The following is a 23,353-nucleotide window of genomic DNA, read 5'->3' as shown; positions in this document are numbered from 1 at the left end:
GCACCGGTCGGAAGGCCGGTGCGCGACGCCGCCCTTTTCGTTCGTCGCGGCCCCCGGGCGCCGCCGGTCCCGCAGGGTGAACACCGGGTGAAGGGACGGAGGATCTCCTGCGCGAGCCCGGCCGCTCGTGTTCGCTCGGATCTTGCCCCCTTCCCCCTCGCGAACGAGGGGGATTCCGGCCCTCACGGGTCAGGTTCAGGCACGATCAGCCGGATGCGAACACCGCTTCGATTCCGCACCATCCGACACGGTTCCACACCGTGTCGCGTTAAAGGAGATTCGATGAACGCGACCCCCGGTCGTGACCGCGCGCGGTCCTGGCCCGAGATCGACGTCGTCGGAGCGGCGGTCGCCGACCCCGTCACCGTCTACCGGACCGTCGAGCAGGACACCCGCGGCGAGCTGGCGCACGAGGGGAACCGCGTGCCCGACATCGTCGCGCTCGACGCGCGGCGGCTGGTGGTGGGCTGGCGGGCCGGGGTGCGCGACGACCGCGACCCCGCCCCGACCGACCAGGGGTCGATCCTGTACGCCACCTCCGGCGACGGGGGCGCCACCTGGACGACCGGCACGCTGGCCGCGGCGACCGCGACCCATCGGTACCACTACGTGATCTTCCTGGACGATGGCGGCACGTTGTACGCGTTCCTCGGCCGGATCACGATCGCCGCTGACCGTGACGGCAAGGGCCAGGTGGACGGCTTCCCCGTGACGATGGTGGCCAAGAGGAGCACCGACGCCGGCCGCACGTGGAGCGACTTCCCCATCACCGTCGACGTGCCGGCCAACGGCAGGGGCGTGGTGGTGGCGGGCAGGCCGGTCGAGCACGACGGGGTCTGGCTGATCCCCTACTGGCAGGCGGCGGGGGGCACGACGAGGGCGGGCGTGCTGCGCTCGGCGGATCTGGTCACCTGGACCCCGGGGGCGCTCGCCGCGAACCCGCCCGGCGTGGCCGTGGAGGAACCGCAGCTCGCCGTGTCGCAGGACGAGCCGGGCACGCTGGTGCTGGTGACGCGGACGCTGAACCTCACGGGCGGCACGTCGGCGGCGCAGCGGGACGCCTTCTACCGCGCCCACGCGTCCTACGCCGCGACCGCGACCAGCATGGACGGCGGGCTGACGTGGTCGCCGATGGCCCTTGATCGCAATATCCCGAACTATTACGTCAAGACCTTCTTCGCCAAGGACTCGCTCGACCGGTACCTCGCGATCTACAACACGCTGGCCGGCCCGTTCACCGGTGCGAGCGCCGGCAAGCCGGACCAGTACCGCGAGATCCTCTGCTACAAGATCAAGCGGCCGGGCGCCCCGTGGGGGCCGGGACGGCTGTTCGCCGACGGGGCGCGGCTGACCGAGGGCGCCGCGCGAGGCTGGGACGTGTACCCGAGCGCCGCCGAGTACGAGCCGGGCCGATTCTTCGTCGTCTGGGAGCACAACCAGACCGCGATCAAGGTCGCGCGGCTGGACGTCTCCCGGTCGTTCACCGGGATCGGCGGAGGGTGGGACGACCTGTCCGCGTGGACGGTGACGGCCGGCGGCGGCACCGCCGAGGTCGACGCCTCCGGCCGCCTCCACCTGGCCAACGCCGCCCCGGCCGGGGACGGGATCCCGCCCGGCTTCTCCGGGGTCACCCAGCGGTGCGGCCCGTCGGGCGGGTTCGTCGCGACGATCCAGGCCCGGGTCACCGCCCACTCCCGGCTGGACCCCGGCACCGGAGCGGGCGCCGGCCTCGCGCTGAAGGTCGCCACCGGGTCCCTGCGGCTCATGCTCGCCGTGCAGCCCGACGGCGTGTACTCGTTCGTGCGCGGCACGGCCGGATGGAGCCGCGTGCACGCCGCGGCCGGCGACACGGCGGCCGCCCACCGGTGGCAGGTGGCCGTCGGCGCGCGCGGCGACGCCACCCTCCACCTGGACGGCGCCGAGACGGGGGCGGCGTGGGCCGTCCCCGCCTCCCGCGAAGCCCCGGAGGTGTCGGTGTGGTGCTCGGGCACCGCCACCGCGCCCGCCGAGGCGCTGGTGGACCTGGTCGAGGTGGTCGACGACGTCGCCGGCAGCACCTGGGACGCGTTCGGCGACTGGACCCTGGACGGCGCGGGAGGCACCGCGCGGGTGGCCGGCGGCGACCTGCTGCTGCGCAGCGCCACCCGCAGGGCGTCCAGCGCGTCGCTCGGCCTGGACGTCACCGAGGGCTGCGACTTCACGCTCGAGTTCCGGGGGCGGGTGGAGGACGACAGCGCCCTCGACCCGGCCACCGGCGAGGGCGTCAGCCTGGGCGCCAAGGTCGCCAACGGCCACCGGCGGCTGATGCTGACGGTCCAGAAGAGCGGGGTCTGGACGATGCGGAAGGGCTCGGCCGTGTGGGAGAAGATCTACTCCTCGGCCACCGCCCCGTCGCCATCGACGTGGAAGGTCACGGTCGACAGCGCGGGGGTGGCCCGCCTGTACCGGGACGGCGCCGACACCGGAACCACCTGGGTGGTGCAGGACAGCCGGGAGAACCCGCAGGTGACGCACTGGGTGACGGGGACCGCGCACGGCAACGCCGCCGCGGCCCGCGTGGAGTGGACCCGCGTCACCGCCACCGCGCCCCACTGACCGGCGCGGCGTCGCCCGGTGGACCGGCCTCGGCCTCCCGCCGGGACCAGTCCGGCGCCGGGCGGGACCGGCCCGGCTTCGGAACGGACCTGTCCGGCGGGACCGGCCCCGGGGGGGCCGGCCCCGGCGATTGTCAGTAGCGGCGGTAGGCGCGCGGGTCGGCGTCGAGCGGACGCGAGAGCCGCACGGTGATGAACTCGTCGTTGTCGGGCTTGCCCGGCGTGCGACCGGCCGAGAACGGGAAGTTGTTGTCGTTCAGCACCCCGAGCGTCGAGTCGTCGAGGATCACCACGTCCTCGATGGTCTGGAACGGGAAGCGGAAGGTCGTCCCGAAGCCGCCGACGCCCTGGGGGTTGGCGAGGTCGAGCAGGTCGGCCACCAGGGTCTTGTCGACGGCGCCGTCCTTGTCGCGGTCGCGCAGGTCGGCCAGGTAGATCCGCTTGAACCGCGCCGCGTCGCCCTGCTCGTTGTCGCGCTCGATGACCAGGAACCGGTCGCGGTCGACCGCGATCATGTCACCGATGGCGTTGCCGGGCGCCTCGAGCCGGTACACCCAGCGGCGGCCGGTGTAGGCGCGGTCGCGCAAATCGAACTCGTTGATGCGCAGCGTGCCCGCCGGGTCTCCGGAGACGGTGCCCTCCAGCAGCGGGTAGAGGTGGCGGCCGTCGACGGCGCGCGCCATCCCCTCGAACCCCTTGCTGCCGGCGAGGTTCGGCGTGGCGCCGCCGAGGGTGGGGTTCTCGGGCGCCTTCACGCCGGGCAGGGCGATCGGGGCTTCCAGCAGGGCGCCGGAGGCGGAGAAGTGCAGCAGGAACGGGCCGAACTCGTCGCCGATCCAGTAAGTGCCGTCGGGGTTCCGGACGATCGACTCGATGTCGAAGTCGGCGCCGGTGAGCCTGCGGTCGGGGCGGGTCAGCGGGAAGGGGACGTGCTTGCCGGGGTCGCTGAGGTCGATGCCGCCCAGGACCTGCACGGTGCCGGCGCGGAAGTCCGGCTTGATCCGCTGGATGCGAAGGAGGAAGTCGGCGCTGTTGGCCTTGCCCCCGTACCCATTGTCGGACAGCACCTCGAAGGTGCCGTCACGGCGGCGGACGACGCCGCTGAAGCCCTGCACCGGCTGGCCGGCGAACGGCGGGGTGACGCCGTTGACCGGGGCCGTGCCCAACTGAGCGCCCGACGGCTCGCTGCCGGGGACGAAGGTCTGTGCGGGAAGGGAGGCGAAGCCGCTCAGCGTCGCGCGCCCGAACCCGTGGTCGCCGCCCCGCGCCTGCTGCGCGGCGGGACCGTCGTGCCCGTCGGCGAGGGCCGGAGCCGAAAGGCCCAGCGCCAGCACGACGGCGCCCAACCCGATCATGGTTCTTCTCATGGCCGTCACGTTAGAGATGCCCGATGAAGCGGGGCACAACACCGGATGACTCGCGGGTGCCCATGTCGTGATCGAGGGCACCCGCGGGCCGCCAACCCCGGCGCCGTCGGCGTTTCCTGCCACCGGTCTCCCCTCTCCATAGCGTGACCAGCACCTTTGCCAAAGAGCCCATGTACGGGACACGGCACCTCGACTACTATCAGTAAGCGACTGCATGCTACAGGTAGTGGGGCGATGCGTTGACGGAGCGACGATCGGCGGTGCGGGCGGCCCTTCATCTCTTCCTGTCCCTGGCCGCCGTCATCCTGCTCGTCCACGGCATCGGCTCCCATGACGGTCACCCCGAAGGCTCACTCGTGGCGCCGGCCGAGCCGATCATGCCGGTCGCCGGGCCGCCGCCGGCGGTCGCGCCCATGCCGGCCCTCGAGGACATCGATCACGACGGCTGCCCGAAGCCATGGGAGAGCCCGTGCGCGGCCGGGTGGGTCAAGCCTTCACCGCCGCCGTCCCGTCACGGCGGGCAGCCGCCGCAGAAAGCGAGGGCCACCGCCGAGGCGGCCCTCCGGGCGGCCATGCCGGGACCGGACGTCTCAGCCCTGCGATGGACGCGGCCCGCGGGGCCGCGCTTGCCGATCTTCCGCTGCTGATCGAGGGAGTCTCCCGCACCCGGCGCGGGGCCGGACGCGCTCGCGACCGGCCGATCTTCCCTCCCCCTCATCAGCACGAAAGGTCCACAGCCATGCAATCGTTGATCGACCATGCCCGCACGTTCCATCAGAAGGTCAGCGGCGGCCGAGAACAGGTGATCCCCCCATGCGACAGCGCCTCGCCGCAGGCGATGTTCATCACCTGCTCCGACGCGCAGGTCATCCCCTCCTTGATCACGGGCGCCCGGCCCGGGGAACTGGTCGAGCTGCGCACGGCGGGCAACGTCATCCCGCCGTACCGCCTCGGCCGGCTCACGGCGGAGGCCGCCACCATCGAGTACGCCGTCAACATCCTGGGCGTGCAGGACGTGATCGTGTGCGGCCACACCAGCTGCGGCGCCGTCCAGGGCCGGGTCCGCTCCTGGACGCTGCGCTCGGCTCCGACCACGCGGTGGTGGCTGCTCCAGACGCACCGATGGCGGGAGGCCCCCGCGACCGGGGACGAGGAGGCCGGGCAGGCCCACCTGGTCGCCCAGCTAGACAAGCTGCGCCGCTACCCCCGGGTGGCCAGAGGTCTCGCCGCCGGGCGGCTGCGCCTGCACGGCTGGTTCTACGAGGTGGAGACCGGGGTCGTGTCCAACTACCGCCCGGAGACCGGCACCTTCACGCCCCTGTGACCCGCCGCCGCACGACCACTTAGCGGGCGACCGCCCACCTCCGCCGAGTGGTCCCGCCTCTCCGTCCGACGCGGTGGGCGACCGCCTAGCTGCGCCGAGTGGTCCCGCCCCACCACCCGACGCAGCGGGCGACCGCCTACCTCCGCGCGCGCGGGCTGGTCCCGCCTCTCCGTCCGACGTGGTGGGCGACCGCCTAGCTGCGCCGGGTGGTCCCGCCTCTCCGTCCGACGTGGCGCTTCCCGCATCGGCGCCGCGTCGGCGAGAGGTGGTACGGCGATGCCGGCGCCGTCGTACGGCGGATGACCGGCCCACGTCCCCCGAGGGAGTCGACAGCGAGGAGGACCACTTCCTACACTTCTACATATGAAGGATCGTTCAAGTGTCGCAGTGATGGAGCCGGACGCCTGCTCGGTGCCGGTGGTAGACGCCGAGCGGGTGGCCTCGGTCCGCCAGGCCCTGCCCTCCGAGGAGACCGTGCAGGACCTGGCCCAGGTCTTCGGCCTGCTCGCCGATCCCGGCCGGCTGCGCATGATGGCGGCCCTGCTGGAAGGCGGCGAGATGTGCGTGTGCGACCTCGCCGCGGCCACCGGCCAGAGCATGTCCGGCGCCTCCCACGCGCTGCGGCTGCTGCGCATGCGCCGCGTGGTCAAGGTGCGAAGGTCGGGACGCATGGCCTACTACCAGCTCGCCGACTCCCACGTGCGGATGCTGTTCGACCTGGCCATCACCCATGCGAGGCACACCGAGGGAGGGCTCGGCGATGGGTGAGCACCCGCCCCGCGGACACGGGCACGGCCACGGGCACGAGGTGGGCGCCGACACTGACCGGCGCCACCTGACCGGAGCCCTCGCACTGATCGTCGGCTTCATGGCCGTCGAGGTGGTCGTCGGCTTCATCGCCCAGTCCCTGGCGCTGATCTCCGACGCCGGCCACATGCTCACCGACGCCATCGCCATCGTCTTCGCGCTGGTCGCCATGCGCATCGCCCAGCGCCCCCCGCAGGGCGGATTCACCTACGGGCTCAAGCGCGCCGAGATCATCTCGGCCCAGATCAACGGCATCACGCTGCTCCTGCTGAGCGCCTACTTCGTCTACGAGGGCATCGGCCGCCTCGTCGCCCCGCCCACCGTGGAGGGGGTCTTCGTCGTCGTCACCGGCGTGACCGGCATCGCCGTCAACCTCGCCGCGACATGGCTGCTCAGCCGGGCGAACCGGACGAGCCTCAACGTCGAGGGGGCTTTCCAGCACATCCTCAACGACCTGTACGCCTTCGTGGCCACCACGATCGCCGGCCTGGTGATCTGGCTGACCGGCTGGAACCGCGCCGACGCGCTCGCCGCGCTGGTGGTCGCCGCGCTGATGCTCAAGGCCGGCTGGGGCCTGGTCCGCGACTCCGGCAGGGTCTTCATGGAGGCGGCGCCCGCCGGGATGAACCCGGCCGAGATCGGCAGGAAGGCCGCCGCGCTCGAGCACGTCGTGGAGGTGCACGACCTGCACATCTGGGAGGTCACCTCCGGCTACGCCGCGCTGTCGGCGCACATCCTGGTGGCGCCGGGCAGCGACTGCCATGCCGTGCGGGTCGCGGCGGAGCGGCTGGTGCGGGACGAGTACGGCATCGGCCACACCACGCTCCAGGTCGACCACGCGACGCCCGAGCTGCTGACCATCGGCCGCACCGACGCGCACTGCGCCGACCCGCACGGCCCCGCGCACAGGAGCGACCGTCCCGCGTGCTGAGGAACGGCGCCGCCCCAGCCGCGCCGCCCCAGCCGCGCCGCCCCAGCCGCGCCGCCCCACCCGCGCCGCCCCACCCGCGCCGCCTCAGCCGCGCCGCCTCAGCCGCGCCGCCTCAGTCGCGCAGGCGGCCGGCCCACGGGTGGTCCCCGTACACCAGCCCGATGGTGCGCGCCAGCCAGTCGCGCTGGTCGTCGCCGAGCATCGGCAGGACCTCGGTGAAGTCCTGCTCGTCCTTGGCGCGAGGGCGCTTGGCCTTGTAGTAGAGCTGCACCTCGGGGGCCAGGTAGGGAACGCCCTCGGCGGACAGCAGGCCGAGCCGGTCGACGGGGCGCCGCACCCGGCCGTCGCGCCGCGAGACCCAGTCGTGGCCCTCGGACTCGTCGAGCATGACCTGGATCCGCCACGGCTCCGCGGGCCCCGGCCGGCACCAGATGTCGTGAACCGTGTCGGGAAGGATCTCGTCCCGCGTCCAGGGGCGCAGGACACCTGGAGGATCGGCGGCCCACCAATCCCACGCCGGCAGCGCCCGCTGCGCGGCGAGCTGGTCCGGGCGGAGCAGCAGGACGTCTATGTCGGCGTGCTGGCGGAAACCGCGGCCCACCGCGAGCTCGATGGCGTACCCCCCGGCGATCCACCATCGGTCGCCGGTGCTGGTGAAGAGCGCGGCCACCTCAGATAGCGGCGCGGGGTCCCAAATGCCCCACGGCGTCTCCCGGCGCATCATGCCGACATCTTCGCGTGTACACCCCCGCCCCGTGGGGATCTTCACGAATCCGGGACCGGCATATCGGCACACTCGCGGGAGCGGTCCCACACCCGGCCCGTCCCGCAGACGACTCTGCAGGGAAGGCACGGTCATCAGGCGCGACGAGGGGGCCAAGGTCTCGGGCTACCGCTCGCGCCGCCCGGCGAGAACGACGTAGCGGCCCGCACCACGCTCGTACGGGCTCCGGCCTACCAGCAAGCGGGCTTGAACTCGCCCCCGTGCTCGGTCTGGGACATCGCCCAGGCGGCGTTGATCAGCCCGATGTGACTGAGCGCCTGAGGGAAGTTGCCGAGGAACTCGCCGGTCCGCGGGCAGATCTCCTCCGACATCAGGCCGACGTCGTTCATGAACGCGCCGGCCCGTTCGAACACGGCACGCGCCTCCTCGGCCCGTCCGGCGAGCGCCAGCGCCTGGGCCAGCCAGAACGTGCACAGCAGGAACGCCCCCTCCTCGCCGGGGAGCCCGTCGTCCGTGCGGTAGCGGTACACCAGGCCGTAGTCGTCGACCAGGCCCGCGGCGACGGCGTCGATGGTGGCGAGCATCCGGGGATCCCGGGCGGGCAGCAACCCCACGATCGGCATCACCAGAACCGAGGCGTCCAGCTCGGCCGAGCCGAACGCCTGGGTGTAGGCGCCGGCCTCCTCGCTCCAACCCTCGCGCAGGATGGCGTCACGGATCTCACCGGCCACGGCCCGCCACTCCGGGACGCGATGCTCGGCCCCGAGACGTCCGGCCAGCGCGACGGCCCGGTCCACCGCGACCCAGCACATGACCTTGGAGTGCAGGTAGTGCCGGCGCTCACCCCGGATCTCCCAGATGCCGTGGTCCGGCTCGCGCCACTGCCGGACGGCCGCGTCGGCGAGCGCGGTCAGGAAGGCGCGGGCCCGCTCGTCGAACTCGCCGAGCTGGCCGGACACGCAGTGGACGGCGTCCAGCAGCTCTCCGTAGACGTCTACCTGGGGCTGCCGCCAGGCGTCGTTCCCCACGCGGACCGGACGGCTGCCGCGCCACCCGCCAAGGTGTGGCAGTTCCCGCTCGGTGAGGTCGTGCTCGCAGCCGATGCCGAAGACGATCTGCAGCGCGCACTCCGGCTCGTAGGTCGCGGCGGCGGTCGTCATGCAGGCGAGGAACTGGTCGGCCTCGTCGGGGCAAGCGGCCACCCACAGGGCGTTCATCGTGAAGCTCGCGTCCCGCACCCAGAAGTAGCGGTAGTCCCAGTTGCGTCCCCCGCCAGGCGTCTCGGGCAGCGAGGTGGTGGGGGCCGCCACGATGGCGCCCGTCGGCTGGTACGACAGCGCGTACAGCACTCTGCCGGAGTTGCCGACCAGGTCCCGGTAAGGGCCGCCATACGCCTGGTGGGCCCGTGACCAGGCCCGCCAGCGCGTGATCGTGGTCTCGACCTCGGCGGCGATCCGGTCGTCGCCGAAGATGGCGGGCGGCGGATCGCACGCCGGGCTCCAATGCAGGGCGAACCGCAGGGCGACGCCCGCGTTGATCGTCACCCTCCCGGTGACCGCCTGGGCGGTGACGGTCAGCGGGACCGGCGTTGACAGCGCCAGCTGGTCGGGGCCCCCACGGGCGAGGACGCCGCCGGGCACGGACCTCAGCAGCGGCATGACCAGCCCATACTCCGGCCGGGGAACGTAGTGGACGTCGACCTCCATTGAGCCGCGCGTGCACCTGGCGCAGCGGGCGAGCACATGGGGAGCGTTGGCGCCGAGGCGGTGCACGTCGGGTTCGTCGCCGACCACCAGCGCGTCGGTCAGCACCAAGGTCCCGGTCCCGGTCTCGAAGGTCGTCTCCAGCACCATGGTCTCGTCCACGTAGCGCCGCGACACGGTGAACGGCCCCGCCGGGCGGATGGACCAGCGGCCCGCCCCGTCGCCGAGGATCGCCCCGAACACCGACGGGCTGTCGAACCGGGGCAGGCACAGCCAGTCCACCGAGCCGTCCTTGCCGACCAGCGCGGCCGAGTGCCGATCGGACAGCAGCGCGTAGTCGGCGATGGGAGTCGTCGTCATGTCCCTTCACCGCCCCTCTCCCGCTACCAGGAGCATCACCCCTCCCTTGCCCCATACCCGCATCCACCCCCTACCCGCCCCCCACAAGCCGCCCCTCGCTGCGCACTTCCCCCCGCCTCCCACACTGCCGCCCCCTCGCTCAGCGCTTCCCCAGCCCTCCGGCGAGCCGCCTGCTCGCTCAGCGCTTCCCCTCACCGCTCGGTGGTGTGCCGTGTACGGGGCGCCGCGTCGGCGAGGAGGGGCTACGGGGATGCCGGCGCCCTGTACGGCGGGCCTCCCGGGCGGCGTTCGTTCGTGCACGGCGGACCAAGGCGCGCGCGGATCAGGCGTCGTAGTCGATGGTGAGGTCGGGCGTGAGCGCGATGGATTGGCAGGTCAGCACGTACCCGGCCTCGACTTCGGCGGGTTCGAGGGCGAAGTTGCGGCGCATCTCCACCGTCCCGGCGGTGACCTTGGCGCGGCAGGTGCCGCACACGCCTCCTTTGCACGCGAAGGGCAGGTCGGGGCGTACGCGTTGCGCGCCTTCCAGCACGGTGACCCCCCTGGGAAGCGCCATGGACGTGGCTCGGCCGTCCAGGATCACCGTGACCTTGGCCGCGCCCTCCTCGTCCGGCCCCTCCACCTGGCGGGCCGGCGGAGGCGGCGGCTCGTCGACGTAGAACAGCTCGTGGTGGACGCGCTCCCCCGCGACCCCCAGCTCGGCGAGGACGCGGCGGGCGTCTAGGACCATCCCGTACGGCCCGCACAGCCACCAGTGGCCGACCTCGGGCACAGGCGTCAGGGCGGGCAGCAGGACGCGCAGCTTGGCGGCGTCGAGACGGCCGGTGAACAGCTCGGGCTCCCTGGGCTCCCGGGAGAGCACGTGCGCCAGCTCGACGCGGGCCGGGGCGGAGTCCTTGAGATCGGCCAACTCCTCGGCGAACATCACCGTGCTCGTGGTGCGGTTGCCGTAGAAGAGCGTCACGCGGGCGTCCGGCACAGCGAGCACGGAGGAGGCGATCGAGAGGACGGGGGTGATCCCCGAACCGGCCGCGATGAAGACGTGGTGCGCCGGATGGGAGAGGTCGGCGGTGAATCCGCCGGTGGGGGGCAGTACCTCCACCTCGTCCCCCGGCCTCAGGCGGCGGACCAGCCAGCTGGAGAACAACCCGTCGGGGATCTCCCTGACCCCGATGCGAAGCGGGCCGCCCGCCGGAGCACAGATCGAATAGGACCGCCGCTCCTCACGGCCGTCCACGAACGCGCGCAGCGTGAGCGACTCGCCGGGCCGGAAGGCGAAGTCCTCCGCCAGCTCTTCGGGCACCTCGAAGGTGATCGCGGCGGCGTCCTCGCACAGCCGGTCGACCCTCGCCACCCGCAACGCGGCGAACGCGGCCCGGCGCCGCACCCCCACCCCGGCCGCGCTCACCACAGGCCCCCTCCATCGACACGACCGAAGACGACCCCCGCCATACCGCTCCCGGGCGCCATCGCAGCCGAATCCGCTCCGCTCCCTGACACCCTCGGAGCCGAAGCCCCTCCGCTCCCGGGCGCCATCGCAGCCCAAGCCCCTCCGCCGGCACGGCCGGTGTCCGTCCACTCGATTCGGCCGGGCATGTCAGAGCTCCTTGACGTGCTCGAACGGTTCCCGGCAGGTGCGGCAGCGCCACAGGGCCTTGCACGCGGTGGCGCCGAAGCGGGACAGCTCCTCGGTGTCGTGCGACCCGCAGAGAGGGCAGCCGGGCCGCCTGCGGGGCGGACCGAGGGTCAATGGGACCGGGCCGGGGCGGCGGGCCGGAGCCGGGCCGGGTGGGGCGATGCCCGCGCCGGCCAGCTTCCGCCTGCCCTCCTCGCTGATCCAATCGGTCGTCCAGGCCGGGGCGAGGCGTGTACGGACCTCCACCTCGGCGTACCCGGCGGCGCGCAGGGCGGCGGACAGGTCGGCCCTGATGGCGTCCATGGCCGGGCATCCGCTGTAGGTCGGGGTGATCGTGACGATCACGCCTCCCCCTTCGGTCTCCTCGACGTCGCGCAGGATGCCCAGGTCGGCCAGGGACAGCATGGGCAGCTCCGGATCGGGCACGGCCTTCGCCACCTCGCGCGCGCTCACCATGTCGTCTCCGGGTGTGCCCGGGCGACGCTCTGCATCTCGTCCAGCAGCCGGGTAAGGGCCGCAGTGTGCGTTCCGTCGCGGCCACGCGGCACCGCCGAGCCACCGGGACCAGCGGGTGGGGTGAGGGTGGCGGTGGTCAGGACGTGGGCGATGACGGCGTCGAACTCCTCGCGCAGCGTGGCGGGGTCGACCCCGACGCCGGCCGCGGCCAGGCGCGACTCCACCTCGTGCGGGACGAACAGCTCCGGCACCGAGGGCCAGACGGCCGCCAGGCCTTCCGCGATCCGCCGCCGGGAGTAGGAGGTCCCGTCGCCCAGCCGGACGACCCACCCCGCGGCGTAGTCGCGGTGGTAGGCGACCTCCTTCACGCCCTTGACGGCCACCGCCGCCAGCACCGGGTCGCGCGAGCCGGCCAGCCGGTCGAGCAGCGCGAGCCGCCAGGTCGCGAATACCAGCAGGCGCGCCATCTCCTGCCCGAAGTCGCCGTTCTCGGCCTCGACCAGGTGGACGTTGCGGAACCCGCCCGCCTCGCGCAGGAACGCCAGCGCGTCCTCGTCGCTGCCCGACCCGTCGGCGGCGCCGGCCCGCGAGAGCAGCAGGCGGGCCTGCCCCAGCAGGTCGAGGGCGATGTTGGCCAGCGCCACCTCCTCCTCCAGTTCGGGGGCGTGCGCGCACCACTCCTGCAGCCGGTGCGACATGATCAGCGCGTCGTCGCCGAGCATTAGGCAGTAGGCGGCCAGATCGGCCCCGTCCACGCCTTCCGGTACCCGCGTGTCGACGCCGGCCAGGGGGTCGGCGAATCCGGTTCCGTACGCCCAGCGAGTGTCTTCGCCCTGGTTCAGCGCCTCGTAGGCGTTGCCGAGGAAGGGCTCGTGGCGGCCGGGGAGTGGTTCGCGGGGGTCGCCGGAGGACATCGCGGCCTCACATGTGCGGGACGTCGTCGGGAATGGTGTAGAAGGTCGGATGCCGGTAGACCTTGTCGCCGCTCGGCGCGAAGAACGGGTCCTTCTCGTCGGGGCTGGTGGCGGCGATGTGGTCCGATCGCACCACCCAGATGCTCACGCCCTCGTTGCGGCGGGTGTACAGGTCGCGGGCGTGGCGCAGCGCCGTCTCGTCGTCGGCGGCGTGCAGGGAGCCGACGTGGACGTGGTTGAGCCCTCGCTTGCTCCGGACGAAGACTTCGTACAGCGGCCACTCGCTCATGTCCTCACCTCGGTCTTGCGGGCGTGGGCGGTCGCCGCCTCGCGGACCCAGGCGCCGTCCTCGTGCGCGGCGCGGCGTACGGCGATCCGCCGGGCGTTGCAGGGCCCGTCGCCGCTGATCACCCGCTTGAGCTCCGACCAGTCGATCGGCCCGAAGTCGTGGTGTCCTCGCTCGGCGTTCCAGCGCAGGCCGGGGTCGGGGAGGGTCACGCCGAGCGCCTCGGCCTGGGGGACGGTCATGTCCACGAAGCGCTGGCGCAGCTCGTCGTTGGTGTGCCGCTTGATCTTCCAGGCCATGGACCGGGCGGTGTTCGGCGAGGCGTCGTCCGGCGGGCCGAACATCATCAGCGACGGCCACCACCAGCGGTCGACGGCGTCCTGCACCATGGCCCGCTGGGCGTCCGTGCCCTTCATCATGGTGAGCAGCAGCTCATACCCCTGCCGCTGGTGGAAGGACTCCTCCTTGCAGATGCGGATCATCGCGCGCGCGTAGGGGCCGTAGGAGCTGCGGCACAGCGGCACCTGGTTGCAGATGGCCGCGCCGTCGACCAGCCAGCCGATGACTCCGACGTCGGCGTAGGTGAGCGTCGGGTAGTTGAAGATCGAGGAGTACTTCTGCCGCCCCTCGATGAGCATCGCGGTCAGCTCAGCGCGGTCGGCGCCGAGCGTCTCGGCGGCGGAGTAGAGATAGAGCCCGTGCCCGGCCTCGTCCTGCACCTTGGCGAGCAGGATGGCCTTGCGCCGCAGCGACGGCGCACGGGTGATCCACTCCCCCTCGGGCTGCATGCCGATGATCTCCGAGTGGGCGTGCTGGGCGATCTGGCGGACCATCGTCGCGCGGTAGCCGTCGGGCATCCAGTCCCGCGGCTCGACGCGCCGGTCCTGCTCGATCGTGTGGTCGAAGTGCTCCTGGAGGTCTGCCACGCGGCGCCACCCCTTTACCGAACATTCGGTCAGTTATCAGTCTCGCTCAGCGGCGGACGGCATGCAAGCCCATCCCCTCTGACCGGCCCGTACGGGGCCGGAAGCCCCGCACGCACCGGGCCCGGCCGAGTCGCCGCCGTCAGCCGTCGCGCCTGGCGACCAGGGTCAGCACGTCGTACTTGGCCACCGACGAGCCGTCCTGCTTGGTCACGTCGGCGTCCCAGCGCACCTCCCCGTACGGGGCGCCCTCGCGCGGGTCGATCTGCTTGGCGGTGAGCGTCACGGTCAGCTCGTCCCCGGGGTAGACCGGGGTGAGGAAGCGCAGGTTCTCCAGCCCGTAGTTGGCCAGCACCGGCCCGGGGTCGGGGTCGACGAACAGCCCCGCCGCCAGCGAGACGATCAGGTAGCCGTGGGCGACCCTGCCGTCGAAGAAGGGGTTGGCCCTGGCCGCCTCCTCGTCCATGTGGGCGTAGAAGGTGTCGCCGGTGAACTCGGCGAAGTGCTCGATGTCGGCGAGGTCGACCCGGCGCGGCCCGGCGATCACCGTGTCGCCCGGCCTCAGCTCCTCCAGGTGCTTGCGGAACGGGTGCACCTCGGTCACGGTGCGCTCGGCCCCGGGGACCCAGCGCCCGGTGATCGCCCCGAGCATCGACGGGCCGGCCTGCACGGCGGTGCGGCTCATGTGGTGGAGCACCCCGCGGACGCCGCCCAGTTCCTCGCCGCCGCCGGCCCGCCCGGGACCGCCGTGGACCAGCACGGGCAGCGGCGAACCGTGCCCGGTGGACTCCCTCGCGGCCTCGGTGTCGAGCACGAGCAGGCGGCCGTGCCAGGGGGCCGTGCCGAGCACCACCTCGCGCGCGAAGTCCGGGTCGCCGGTCACCACCGACCCGACCAGGCTGCCCTGGCCGCGCGCGGCCAGCTCGATCACCCGCTCCGCCGAGGTGTAGGGCATGAGCGTGCTCACCGGGCCGAACGCCTCCACCTCGTGCGGCTCGGGCCGGTCGGCGTCGTCCACCCGCAGGAGCAGGGGCGAGACGAACGCCCCGCGCTCGGCGTCGGCGCCGACGACCTCCACGTGCTCGGGGTCCCCGTACACCACCGAGCCGGCGGGGATGAGCGCCTTGAGCGCGCGGCGGACCTCCTCGCGCTGGCCGAGACCGGCGAGGGCGCCCATGTCGACGGACGGATCGGCCGGGTCGCCGACCGTGACCTTCGCCAGCCGGGCGGCGACGGCCTCGGCCACCTCACCGAGCAGCTCGGCGGGGACGAACGCGCGCCGGATCGCCGTGCACTTCTGCCCCGCCTTGACCGTCATCTCGGTCACCAGCTGCGCGACGTACAGCTCGAACTCGGGGCTGCCCGGAGCGGCGTCCGGGCCGAGGATCGAGCAGTTCAGCGAGTCGGCCTCGGCGTTGAAGCGCACCGAGCGGGCCGCGACGACCGGGTGGGTGCGCAGCTTCTGCGCGGTCGAGGCCGAGCCGGTGAAGGCCACCAGATCCTGCTCGGTCAGGTGCTCGAAGAGGTCTCCCGCGCTCCCGCAGACCAGCTGCACGGCGCCCTCGGGCAGGAGACCCGAGGCGACGATCAGCTCCACCAGGCGGGCGGTGACATAGGCGGTCTGCCCGGCCGGCTTGATCAGGGACGGCAGGCCGGCGAGGAACGCCGGCGCGAGCTTCTCCAGCGGCCCCCAGACGGGGAAGTTGAACGCGTTGATCTGCACGGCCACGCCGCGCATGGAGGTATAGAGGTGCTGGCCGGCGAACGAGCCGCCCTTGCCGAGCGGCTCGACGCCGCCGTCCAGGTAGACCCTGCCGTTGGGCAGTTCGCGCCTGCCCTTGGAGGAGTAGGAGAACAGCACGCCGATGCCACCGTCGACGTCGAACCTCGAATCGTTCAGCGTCGCGCCGGTGCGCAGCGACAGCGCGTACAGCTCCTCGCGGTGCTCGCGCAGGTGGGAGGCCAGCGACTTCAGCAGCGCGGCCCGCTGGTGGAAGGTCAGGTCGCGGAGCGCGGGCCCGCCGGTGCGACGCCCGTAGTCCAGCGCGGCGCGGAAGTCGACCCCTGCCGAGGAGATCCTGGCGACCTCCTCCCCGGTGACGGCGTCGTGCAGCGGGGCCCCCTCGTCGTCCGGCACGTGCCACGAACCGGTGACGTAGCTGCTGAGCGGAGCCATGGTCGACCTCCCCATTGAGGGACAACATGCGGGCCGTTCGCCTGGATGGTAACCCGGGGCCGTTCGGGCGGCCGGTGACGGCCCGACAACCTGACGGCGGGACGGCTCCTTGGCTCCTACCCATTCCACAAGCCTCGCGACACCCCTTGACAGCGGTAGAACGGCAACCCTTAACTGACGACAAATCCGTAAGTGATGACAAATCCGCATCCATCGGCCATTCGGTCGGTACGTTGAGCGCTTGACGGCTCACGGCGACCACCGTCACCGCCCCGAGCGGCCGGGGAGTCCTGACACGACGGCGATCGGACGAACGGAGCGGCACTCGTGAGCAGCCTTGGACACACGGCGGGCCTCGGGGACCTGGGAGATCTCGGCCACCTCGAGCCGGTCGAGCGGATCGGCCAGGACGAGCTCCACGCGCTCCAGCTCGAACGCCTCCGGTGGACGCTCGCCTACGCCTACGACAACGTGCCGTTCTACCGCCGCTCGTTCGACCGGGCCGGCGTGCGCCCGCAGGACTGCCGCACCCTCACCGACCTCGCGCACTTCCCGATGACCACCAAGGACGACCTGCGGGACAACTATCCCTTCGGCATGTTCGCCGTTCCCCGGGAGCAGGTCCGGCGCATCCACGCCTCCAGCGGTACGACCGGCCGGCCGACCGTCGTCGGGTACACCGAGCGCGACCTGTCCACCTGGGCCGACCTCATGGCGCGCTCGATCCGCGCCGCGGGCGGCCGGCCCGGCGACATCGTCCACGTCGCCTACGGCTACGGCCTGTTCACCGGCGGCCTCGGCGCGCACTACGGGGCCGAGCGCCTCGGCTGCACGGTCGTGCCGGTGTCCGGCGGCATGACGGCCCGCCAGGTGCAGCTCATCCAGGACTTCCGGCCCGGGGTCATCATGGTCACGCCCAGCTACATGCTGGCCATGGTCGACGAGTTCGAGCGCCAGGGCATCGACCCTCGCTCGACCTCGCTGCGCGTCGGGCTGTTCGGCGCCGAGCCGTGGACCGAGGGGATGCGCAAGGAGATCGAGGACCGCCTGGCTATCGACGCCCTCGACATCTACGGGCTGTCGGAGGTCATGGGGCCCGGCGTCTCGCAGGAGTGCGTGGAGACCAAGGACGGCCTGCACATCTGGGAGGACCACTTCTACCCCGAGGTGGTCGACCCGTTCACCAGTGAGGTGCTCCCCGAGGGCGAGAAGGGCGAGCTGCTGTTCACCTCGCTGACCAAGGAGGCCCTGCCGATCATCCGCTACCGCACGCGGGACCTGACGCGGCTGCTCCCGGGCACGGCGCGGCCGTTCCGGCGGATGGAGAAGGTCACCGGCCGCAGCGACGACATGATCATCCTGCGGGGCGTGAACGTGTTCCCGACCCAGATCGAGGAGATCGTCCTGCGCGTTCCCGGCCTGTCCCCCCACTTCCAGTTGCTGCTCACCCGCCGGGGCCGCCTGGACCACCTGACCGTGCGGGTAGAGGCCCGGCCCGACTGCCCGACGGCGCGCCGCGACCTCGCCGCCGGCGAGGTGGTGGCGGCCGTCAGGGACACGGCCGGCATCGGCGTGGACTGCGCGGTGGTCGACCCCGAGACCCTGGAACGCTCGGTCGGCAAGCTACGCCGGGTGATCGACCGGCGCGGCGCCGAGGATGGCGAGCAGGGCTGAGATACTCCTGTTCCCTCCCCCGCCTGAACTGAAGGCGGGGGTCTCCACGCTTACGGAGGATCGATGGCCACCGCGCGCGCCACCCCTCCACGTCGAGGCCGTCCCGGCTACGACCTGGAGTCGCTGCTGGCCGTCGCGGTCAAGGTGTTCAACGAGCGCGGGTACGAGGCCACCAGCATGGAGGACCTCTCCCGCCGGCTCGGCATCACCAAGTCGGCGATCTACCACCACGTCGCCGGCAAGGACGAGCTGCTCAGGCTGGCGGTCGACCGCGCGCTGGACGGCCTGTTCGAGGCCGCCGGCGAGGTCGCCGCCATGGAGGGCCGCGCGATCGACCGGCTGGAGCACCTCGTACGGCTCAGCGTGCACGTGCTCGTCGACCGCCTCCCGTTCGTCACCCTGCTGCTGCGGGTCCGGGGCAACACCAAGGTGGAACGCCGCGCCCTGGCCCGGCGCCGGGAGTTCGACCACCTGGTGAGCGAACTCGTCCGGCGGGCCGAGGCCGAGGGCGACGTGCGTCCCGACGTGGACCCCGCCGTCACCAGCCGCCTGCTGTTCGGGCTGGTCAATTCGCTGACCGAGTGGTACCGGCCACGCGGCGGAATGGGCGCGGACGCCCTGGCCGAAGCCGTCTGCAAGATCGCCTTCGACGGCCTCCGCCAACCTCGCCTCCACCCGCCGGGGGCTGAGGAGGGCGACCACTCACCTTCCCCGTCCGGCCCCACCCTCTCCGCCCAGTAGGGCGCCTTTACGAACCGGCGCACCAGGCTGGACATCACCGGCTCGTCCGCCCGTCCGGCGAGGGTCACGGTGAGGCTGCCGGGCGGGGCGGGCTCGGGAAGCGGGAAGATCTCGCGGGTGAGCAGCGAGCCCGGCGTGGCGATCAGCTCCGCGACCTGGCCGGCCTCGGCGACGCGGCCGTCCCGCATGATCGCCACCGAGTCGCGAGGGCCCAACCGTTCTACGCGTTCACACAATTCCCGTAGAGCAGTGTGATACGGGCCATTACAGATCTCGATCGCGCGTACCCGCTCGCCGGCCCACGCCGGATTCGGGCTGGTCAGCGCGGCTTGACCCTTATCTGGCCCGCGCCGGACGCGATTCCACGGTGACCACCGCATGACGCGCAGTGAAGTCCCAAAGGTCTCAGAGACCTCACCTTGAGGAGTTTTCGCGAAAGGAAGCTAAGCGTAGATGCTAATTTACTGACGGTAGCCGCAGACCCGCACGGGGGAGGAGTCCACGCACCTCCTAGCGGCACCGCGCTCTCGATGTCCCATCTGTTTCCCAGGGGGTCTGGTGACGCGTGCGGCGAGGACAGGGTCACCGGCGGACGAGATATTCCATCCGCGCCAGGGCTTCCGGCGCCTGGCCGGATGCGCCGCCATGGTGCTCGACAACGACGGGCGCGTCACCCAGTGGGGCGGCGGCGCCATGCGGCTGTTCGGGCGCTCTCCCGACACGGCCATGGGCCACGACATCTGCGACCTGCTGCTCCGCGGCACCCGTCGCGACACGGTGCGGCGGGCCCTGGACCAGGTGGCCGCGGGCGTGCGGTGGAGCGACGTGCTCTCCGCCGAGTGCGCCGACGGCCGGGTCCACGACGTGGCGTTCAGCTGGGAGCCGCTGGCCCGTCCCGGCACGTGGGGGTCGGTGATGGTCACCGCCATGGACGCCTCCCCGCTCCACGACGCCGACGCCTCCGCCCGCGAGCGCCTCGCCCTGCTGAGCGAGCTGAGCACGCGCGTCGGCGCCACGCTGGACACCCGCCAGGCCGCCGAGGATTTCATGGAGATCGCCGTGCCGCGCTTCTCCGACACCGCGAGCCTCTACGTCGTCGAAGGCCTGCTCCGGGACGAGGAGTTCCCCGTCCGGGCGGCCGACGGGTCGGTCCGGGTCCGGCGGCTCGCGCTCAGGCTCGACACCCGCGCGTCCGATGAGACGCAGTGGCACGCCGCCTTCCCGACCGACGAGATCGTCTCGTACGGCCCGCGGCATCCCGCCAACCGCTGCATGGCCGCCGACAGGCCGGTCGTCCACACCGCGTCCGACCTCGAGATCGACGATCTCGACAGGATCGTCGGCGTGATGGGCGAGTCGGCGATGCACCATCTGGAGGCGACGTCCTTCCTGACCGTGCCGCTGACCGCCCGGGGCATGGTGCTCGGCTTCATCGCCTTCACCCGCAACCCCGACCGCCGCCGCTTCGACGCGCACGACGAGGCGCTCGCCGAAGATCTCGCCACCCGGGCGGCCATATCCATCGACAACGCCCGCCTCTACTGCCGGGAGCGCCGCACCGCGCAGGCCCTCCAGCACAACCTCGCGCCCCGCACGCTCACCGTCCCGCCCGGCCTGGAGGTCGCCCACCGCTACCTTCCCGCCAGCGCCATGAGAGTGGGCGGCGACTGGTACGACGTGATCCCCCTGTCCGACACCCGCATCGCCCTGGTGATCGGGGACGCCATGGGGCACGGCGCCGTGGCCGCCGGCTCGATGGGCCAGCTCCGCGCCGCCGTACGCGCCCTCGCCGGCTTCGACCTGGCGCCTGACCAGGTGCTGCGGCGGCTCGACCACATGGCGGAGGACATCGACTCCATCCAGTGCGCGACCTGCCTGTACGCCATCGTCGACCTCGTTACCCGCACCTGCTCGCTCGCCTGCGCGGGGCACCCGCCCCCCATCCTCGTGGGTCCCGACGGCACCGCCTCCGTGCTCGACCTGCCGCCGGGGCTGGCGCTCGGCCTCGGCGACCCCGCCTTCTCTCGGGCCTTCCGCACCACCGAGGTCACGATGCCCGCCGGCAGCACGCTCGCGTTCTACACCGACGGGCTCGTGGAGAGCCGCGAGCAGGACATCGACAGCGGCATCGCGGCCCTGCAGGCGGCGCTCGCCTCCCCGCGCGGCACGCTGGAGGCCACCTGCGACACCATCATCGCCGCCCTCCCCCGCCAGGACGACGACGTAGCCCTCCTCCTCACCCGCACCGCCTGAATCCTCCCCTGAGCCGGCCTCCTCGACCTGCCCCTCGCCGACGGCACTGGCCGCCGGTCGTCGCCATGACCACCTGGCGACGATCCACACCTTCCTTCTGAGCAGCTACGAAGACGCCATCGAAGTGTGAACACTTGATCCGGCAGCGGGGACGATGATCCGCCTCGCACCGTCCATGAATCGAAGGTTTGTTGACGATGACGATGATCGGCATGTCGCAGCTGCAAGATCGCCCGGGCCTGCTACAAAGGGCATCAGATCGCTGGGCAAACTCCCCCGACAAAGGTCCCGGGCGGTCATCTGGGACGTCTTCTGAGATTGGTTTCGGGGGAACCTGTGGACAGCAGATCAGGTCATATGGCTTTTTCATCGCCGCGGACACCGCTGCTTGGAGTTCTGGCGGCACTCATGAGCCTGGGGATTGCTTCGGCCGGTCCCGTCGCTCCGGCGCGCGCCGACACCTCCTCCGGTAACACGACGGCGAACGTCTCGGTGACCGGGTCCATCACCCTGTCAAACCTGACCGGCTCATTCACCTTGAGCGGCGACCCGGGTACCACGGCCACGCTGAACGGCGCGGTCACGATGACGGTGACGACCAACAACCCGGCCGGTTACCAGGTTACGGTGCAGGCGACCACGCCGACGATGACCGGGTCGGCGGGAAACTCCGACTCCATTCCCATCGGCAACCTGTATGTGCACGAGACCGGCGATCCACTGTTCTACCAGATGTCCAACACCACCCCGGTGACCGTCCACACCCAGCACACCCCCTCCGCACCCGGCGGAGACAACCTGAGCAACGACTACATGGTGAACATCCCGGTGGTGCAGCCGGACACCTACCGCACCACACTCAACTACATCGCCGCGACGCTTTAGGCCACCGGACTCGTGCGTGAACCAGCGATGGCCGCCGTCCGGTTCTGCCGCACCGCGGGCCTGGTGGTGAGCGCCGTCTGCTCGCTCATCACCTCCGGTTCGACCGGGTCGGCGTGGGCGCAGCCTGGGCCCTCTGCGCCGGTGGTCCCGGCGTTCTCGCTCAAGGTGAGTCCCACGCGGCTGGTCATCACGCCGTCTCAGGCCGGCGACCCGCAGCGTTTCCAGGTGGCCAACACCGGGCGAGCGGGGGTGGATGTGGCTGTGACCGCGACATCGCTGGAGCAGCATCCCGACGGGTCGCTGTCCTACCCGCCCGCCGCGCCGTATTCGGCCGCGCACTGGGTCGGCATGGCTCCGCGGCACTTCCACCTGGCCCCGGGTGCCGCGCGCACGGTGACGGTCCGCCTGACCATACCCGCCCAGCCCGAACCCGGCGAGCACGCGGTGGCGTTGCTGTCCCTGGTGCCCGCCGAGCAGCAACAGGGGCACGTGCGGCTCAACCGGGGGGTCGCGGTGCCCTTGCTGGTCACCGTGCCCGGAGCGGTGAGCGACACCGTCACCCTGGCCGGGCTGCACACCCAAGGGTTCAGCCCCGGCGGGCCGATCACCCTCACCGCGGTGGTCAAAGACAGCGGCACCGTGCACCACGACTTCTTCGCCCCCGACCACAACCTGCTCGCCGACGCCGAAGGCCATGCGATCGCCTTCCCGGACTTCACCGTCCTTCGCGGCTCCACCCGCGCCGTGACCACCCAGTGGGCCGACCCGCCGCCGGCATGCATCTGCCACATCACGGTGGCCATCACACGCAAAGGGCTCCCGCCGCACGCCCTGCAGGCCACCGTGGTCCGCTTTCCCGTCTATCCGGTCGGCGGGCTCATCGCGGCGCTGGCCACGCTGTACCTCATGTGGCGCTTCATGGCCTCCCGGTTCACCCTGCAACGCCGCCCACCACGACGACCGGCCTGACTGTGACAGCAGCGGCATCGCGGCCCTGCAGGCGGCGCTCGCCTCCCCCGCGCGGCACCCTGGAGGCCACCTGCGACACCATCATCGCCGCCCTCCCCCGCCAGGACGACGACGTAGCCCTCCTCCTCACCCGCACCGCCCCCGCCCTCCCCTGAACGGAGCCACCTCGCCCCGCCCCCGCCGGCGGCACTGGCCGCCGGTCGTCGCCCCACACTGCGAGATCAGATCCGGCCTAGGCCGGTACGCATGGCGGGCGACTCGCTGTCGAGCGAGGCCCCGGCCGGGTGGAGACGCTCGGCGACGACACGCACCTCGTCGTGGAGGGCACGCAACTCGTCGGCCGTCGGGTTCAGCTCGTAGCCGTGGTAGTGGCAGGCTGCGCTGAGCGCGGCCCACGCTCCGAAGGCACGCCGGGCGGTGGCCCCATCGACATACTGAGCCAGGCACAGCAGTTGCGTCCGCATCCGGCAGCATTCCATCCCCGGCTGGGTGCGACGCCAGAATTCGCGTACGCAGCTCTCCAGTGCCTTGCGAAGCAGGAACGCGCTTGTCCGCGACCACGGCCCCCGGCTCGCGGAGCGAAGCACCGTGTCCGCGTCGTCGAGCAGATGGGTGTAGGCCGTCGTCATC

General features: G+C 72.1%; 21 protein-coding genes. 11 read left to right on the top strand and 10 right to left on the bottom strand.

Annotation, left to right across the window (positions count from 1 at the left end):
* Nucleotides 1-282: 282 nt before the first annotated feature.
* The gene (locus tag MYF83_RS07155; protein ID WP_248959386.1) at nucleotides 283-2,595 is read left to right on the top strand and encodes a sialidase family protein; all 2,313 of its coding nucleotides are present in this window, start codon (nucleotides 283-285) and stop codon (nucleotides 2,593-2,595) included.
* A 133-nt stretch (nucleotides 2,596-2,728) separates the two neighbouring features.
* Here the strand turns inward: MYF83_RS07155 and MYF83_RS07150 are convergent, their stop codons facing one another.
* On the bottom strand, nucleotides 2,729-3,961 hold the full coding sequence (locus MYF83_RS07150; protein WP_248959385.1) for an esterase-like activity of phytase family protein: 1,233 nt from the start codon (nucleotides 3,959-3,961) through the stop codon (nucleotides 2,729-2,731).
* A gap of 239 nt (nucleotides 3,962-4,200) precedes the next feature.
* Here MYF83_RS07150 and MYF83_RS07145 point away from each other — a divergent pair, with 239 nt between their 5' ends.
* The 4 genes from MYF83_RS07145 to MYF83_RS07130 all read left to right on the top strand — a co-directional run bounded on the left by MYF83_RS07145 (nucleotide 4,201) and on the right by MYF83_RS07130 (nucleotide 7,023).
* Nucleotides 4,201-4,608, top strand: coding sequence for a hypothetical protein (locus MYF83_RS07145; RefSeq protein ID WP_248959384.1), 408 nt, complete (start codon nucleotides 4,201-4,203; stop codon nucleotides 4,606-4,608).
* A 92-nt stretch (nucleotides 4,609-4,700) separates the two neighbouring features.
* Nucleotides 4,701-5,285, top strand: coding sequence for a carbonic anhydrase (locus MYF83_RS07140; protein WP_248959383.1), 585 nt, complete (start codon nucleotides 4,701-4,703; stop codon nucleotides 5,283-5,285).
* Between the two features lie 390 nt (nucleotides 5,286-5,675).
* Nucleotides 5,676-6,053 (top strand): ArsR/SmtB family transcription factor, encoded by a 378-nt coding sequence (locus tag MYF83_RS07135; protein WP_248959392.1) that lies wholly within the window; start codon nucleotides 5,676-5,678, stop codon nucleotides 6,051-6,053.
* Nucleotides 6,046-7,023, top strand: coding sequence for a cation diffusion facilitator family transporter (locus MYF83_RS07130; RefSeq protein WP_248959382.1), 978 nt, complete (start codon nucleotides 6,046-6,048; stop codon nucleotides 7,021-7,023). Before MYF83_RS07135 ends, MYF83_RS07130 begins: the two co-directional genes overlap by 8 nt.
* Nucleotides 7,024-7,135: 112 nt before the next feature.
* Here MYF83_RS07130 and MYF83_RS07125 read toward each other — a convergent pair whose 3' ends face one another.
* The 8 genes from MYF83_RS07125 to paaZ all read right to left on the bottom strand — a co-directional run bounded on the left by MYF83_RS07125 (nucleotide 7,136) and on the right by paaZ (nucleotide 16,201).
* Nucleotides 7,136-7,747 carry a nucleotidyltransferase domain-containing protein gene (locus MYF83_RS07125; protein WP_248959381.1) on the bottom strand — a complete coding sequence of 204 codons (612 nt, stop codon included), beginning with the start codon at nucleotides 7,745-7,747 and terminating at the stop codon, nucleotides 7,136-7,138.
* 230 nt (nucleotides 7,748-7,977) lie between these two features.
* Nucleotides 7,978-9,810, bottom strand: coding sequence for a glycoside hydrolase family 15 protein (locus tag MYF83_RS07120; protein WP_248959380.1), 1,833 nt, complete (start codon nucleotides 9,808-9,810; stop codon nucleotides 7,978-7,980).
* Nucleotides 9,811-10,132: 322 nt separating this feature from the next.
* A complete protein-coding gene (gene paaE, locus MYF83_RS07115; RefSeq protein WP_248959379.1) occupies nucleotides 10,133-11,221 on the bottom strand; it encodes a 1,2-phenylacetyl-CoA epoxidase subunit PaaE in 1,089 nt (362 codons plus the stop codon).
* Between the two features lie 186 nt (nucleotides 11,222-11,407).
* A complete protein-coding gene (paaD, locus tag MYF83_RS07110) occupies nucleotides 11,408-11,902 on the bottom strand; it encodes a 1,2-phenylacetyl-CoA epoxidase subunit PaaD (protein WP_248959378.1) in 495 nt (164 codons plus the stop codon).
* Nucleotides 11,896-12,816 (bottom strand): 1,2-phenylacetyl-CoA epoxidase subunit PaaC, encoded by a 921-nt coding sequence (gene paaC / locus MYF83_RS07105; protein WP_248959377.1) that lies wholly within the window; start codon nucleotides 12,814-12,816, stop codon nucleotides 11,896-11,898. Before paaC ends, paaD begins: the two co-directional genes overlap by 7 nt.
* A gap of 7 nt (nucleotides 12,817-12,823) precedes the next feature.
* On the bottom strand, nucleotides 12,824-13,105 hold the full coding sequence (gene paaB / locus MYF83_RS07100; protein ID WP_248959376.1) for a 1,2-phenylacetyl-CoA epoxidase subunit PaaB: 282 nt from the start codon (nucleotides 13,103-13,105) through the stop codon (nucleotides 12,824-12,826).
* Nucleotides 13,102-14,028 (bottom strand): 1,2-phenylacetyl-CoA epoxidase subunit PaaA, encoded by a 927-nt coding sequence (gene paaA, locus MYF83_RS07095; protein ID WP_248959375.1) that lies wholly within the window; start codon nucleotides 14,026-14,028, stop codon nucleotides 13,102-13,104. The genes paaB and paaA overlap by 4 nt, the downstream gene beginning before the upstream one ends.
* 139 nt (nucleotides 14,029-14,167) lie before the next feature.
* Nucleotides 14,168-16,201: a phenylacetic acid degradation bifunctional protein PaaZ gene (gene paaZ, locus MYF83_RS07090; RefSeq protein ID WP_248959374.1), complete on the bottom strand. Its 2,034-nt coding sequence runs from the start codon at nucleotides 16,199-16,201 to the stop codon at nucleotides 14,168-14,170.
* A gap of 327 nt (nucleotides 16,202-16,528) precedes the next feature.
* Here paaZ and paaK point away from each other — a divergent pair, with 327 nt between their 5' ends.
* The 6 genes from paaK (at nucleotide 16,529) to MYF83_RS07060 (ending at nucleotide 22,878) form a co-directional block, all read left to right on the top strand.
* On the top strand, nucleotides 16,529-17,875 hold the full coding sequence (gene paaK / locus MYF83_RS07085; protein WP_248959373.1) for a phenylacetate--CoA ligase PaaK: 1,347 nt from the start codon (nucleotides 16,529-16,531) through the stop codon (nucleotides 17,873-17,875).
* Between the two features lie 63 nt (nucleotides 17,876-17,938).
* Nucleotides 17,939-18,616 carry a TetR-type transcription factor C-terminal domain-containing protein gene (locus MYF83_RS07080; RefSeq protein ID WP_248959372.1) on the top strand — a complete coding sequence of 226 codons (678 nt, stop codon included), beginning with the start codon at nucleotides 17,939-17,941 and terminating at the stop codon, nucleotides 18,614-18,616.
* A gap of 558 nt (nucleotides 18,617-19,174) precedes the next feature.
* Nucleotides 19,175-20,869, top strand: a complete 1,695-nt coding sequence (locus MYF83_RS07075; RefSeq protein ID WP_248959371.1) for a SpoIIE family protein phosphatase — start codon at nucleotides 19,175-19,177, stop codon at nucleotides 20,867-20,869.
* Between the two features lie 408 nt (nucleotides 20,870-21,277).
* Nucleotides 21,278-21,754: a hypothetical protein gene (locus MYF83_RS07070; RefSeq protein ID WP_248959370.1), complete on the top strand. Its 477-nt coding sequence runs from the start codon at nucleotides 21,278-21,280 to the stop codon at nucleotides 21,752-21,754.
* Nucleotides 21,755-21,766: 12 nt separating this feature from the next.
* Entirely contained in the window at nucleotides 21,767-22,723 is a 957-nt protein-coding gene (locus MYF83_RS07065; protein WP_248959369.1) for a COG1470 family protein, read from the top strand.
* A 2-nt stretch (nucleotides 22,724-22,725) separates the two neighbouring features.
* Entirely contained in the window at nucleotides 22,726-22,878 is a 153-nt protein-coding gene (locus tag MYF83_RS07060; RefSeq protein ID WP_248959368.1) for a hypothetical protein, read from the top strand.
* Nucleotides 22,879-22,944: 66 nt separating this feature from the next.
* On the opposite strand, the gene MYF83_RS07055 is transcribed toward MYF83_RS07060, so the two are convergent.
* Complete coding sequence (locus MYF83_RS07055; protein WP_248959367.1) at nucleotides 22,945-23,352, bottom strand: hypothetical protein; 408 nt, start codon at nucleotides 23,350-23,352, stop codon at nucleotides 22,945-22,947.
* Between the last annotated feature and the right edge of the window lies 1 nt (nucleotide 23,353).

The sequence above is a fragment of the Sphaerisporangium perillae genome, assembly GCF_023276435.1.
GTDB classification, from domain to species: Bacteria; Actinomycetota; Actinomycetes; order Streptosporangiales; family Streptosporangiaceae; genus Sphaerisporangium; species Sphaerisporangium perillae.
Note: the sequence above shows the minus strand (reverse complement) of the source record. Positions and strands in the feature narration are given on the sequence as shown.

Excerpts from the sequence above, each read along its gene's own strand:
- MYF83_RS07155 (WP_248959386.1), top strand. The coding sequence starts at position 283 with ATGAACGCGACCCCCGGTCGTGACCGCGCGCGGTCCTGGCCCGAGATC.
- MYF83_RS07150 (WP_248959385.1), bottom strand. The coding sequence starts at position 3,961 with ATGAGAAGAACCATGATCGGGTTGGGCGCCGTCGTGCTGGCGCTGGGC.
- MYF83_RS07140 (WP_248959383.1), top strand. The coding sequence starts at position 4,701 with ATGCAATCGTTGATCGACCATGCCCGCACGTTCCATCAGAAGGTCAGC.
- MYF83_RS07135 (WP_248959392.1), top strand. The coding sequence starts at position 5,676 with ATGGAGCCGGACGCCTGCTCGGTGCCGGTGGTAGACGCCGAGCGGGTG.
- MYF83_RS07130 (WP_248959382.1), top strand. The coding sequence starts at position 6,046 with ATGGGTGAGCACCCGCCCCGCGGACACGGGCACGGCCACGGGCACGAG.
- MYF83_RS07125 (WP_248959381.1), bottom strand. The coding sequence starts at position 7,747 with ATGATGCGCCGGGAGACGCCGTGGGGCATTTGGGACCCCGCGCCGCTA.
- MYF83_RS07120 (WP_248959380.1), bottom strand. The coding sequence starts at position 9,810 with ATGACGACGACTCCCATCGCCGACTACGCGCTGCTGTCCGATCGGCAC.
- paaD (WP_248959378.1), bottom strand. The coding sequence starts at position 11,902 with ATGGTGAGCGCGCGCGAGGTGGCGAAGGCCGTGCCCGATCCGGAGCTG.
- paaC (WP_248959377.1), bottom strand. The coding sequence starts at position 12,816 with ATGTCCTCCGGCGACCCCCGCGAACCACTCCCCGGCCGCCACGAGCCC.
- paaB (WP_248959376.1), bottom strand. The coding sequence starts at position 13,105 with ATGAGCGAGTGGCCGCTGTACGAAGTCTTCGTCCGGAGCAAGCGAGGG.
- paaZ (WP_248959374.1), bottom strand. The coding sequence starts at position 16,201 with ATGGCTCCGCTCAGCAGCTACGTCACCGGTTCGTGGCACGTGCCGGAC.
- MYF83_RS07080 (WP_248959372.1), top strand. The coding sequence starts at position 17,939 with ATGGCCACCGCGCGCGCCACCCCTCCACGTCGAGGCCGTCCCGGCTAC.
- MYF83_RS07070 (WP_248959370.1), top strand. The coding sequence starts at position 21,278 with ATGAGCCTGGGGATTGCTTCGGCCGGTCCCGTCGCTCCGGCGCGCGCC.
- MYF83_RS07055 (WP_248959367.1), bottom strand. The coding sequence starts at position 23,352 with ATGACGACGGCCTACACCCATCTGCTCGACGACGCGGACACGGTGCTT.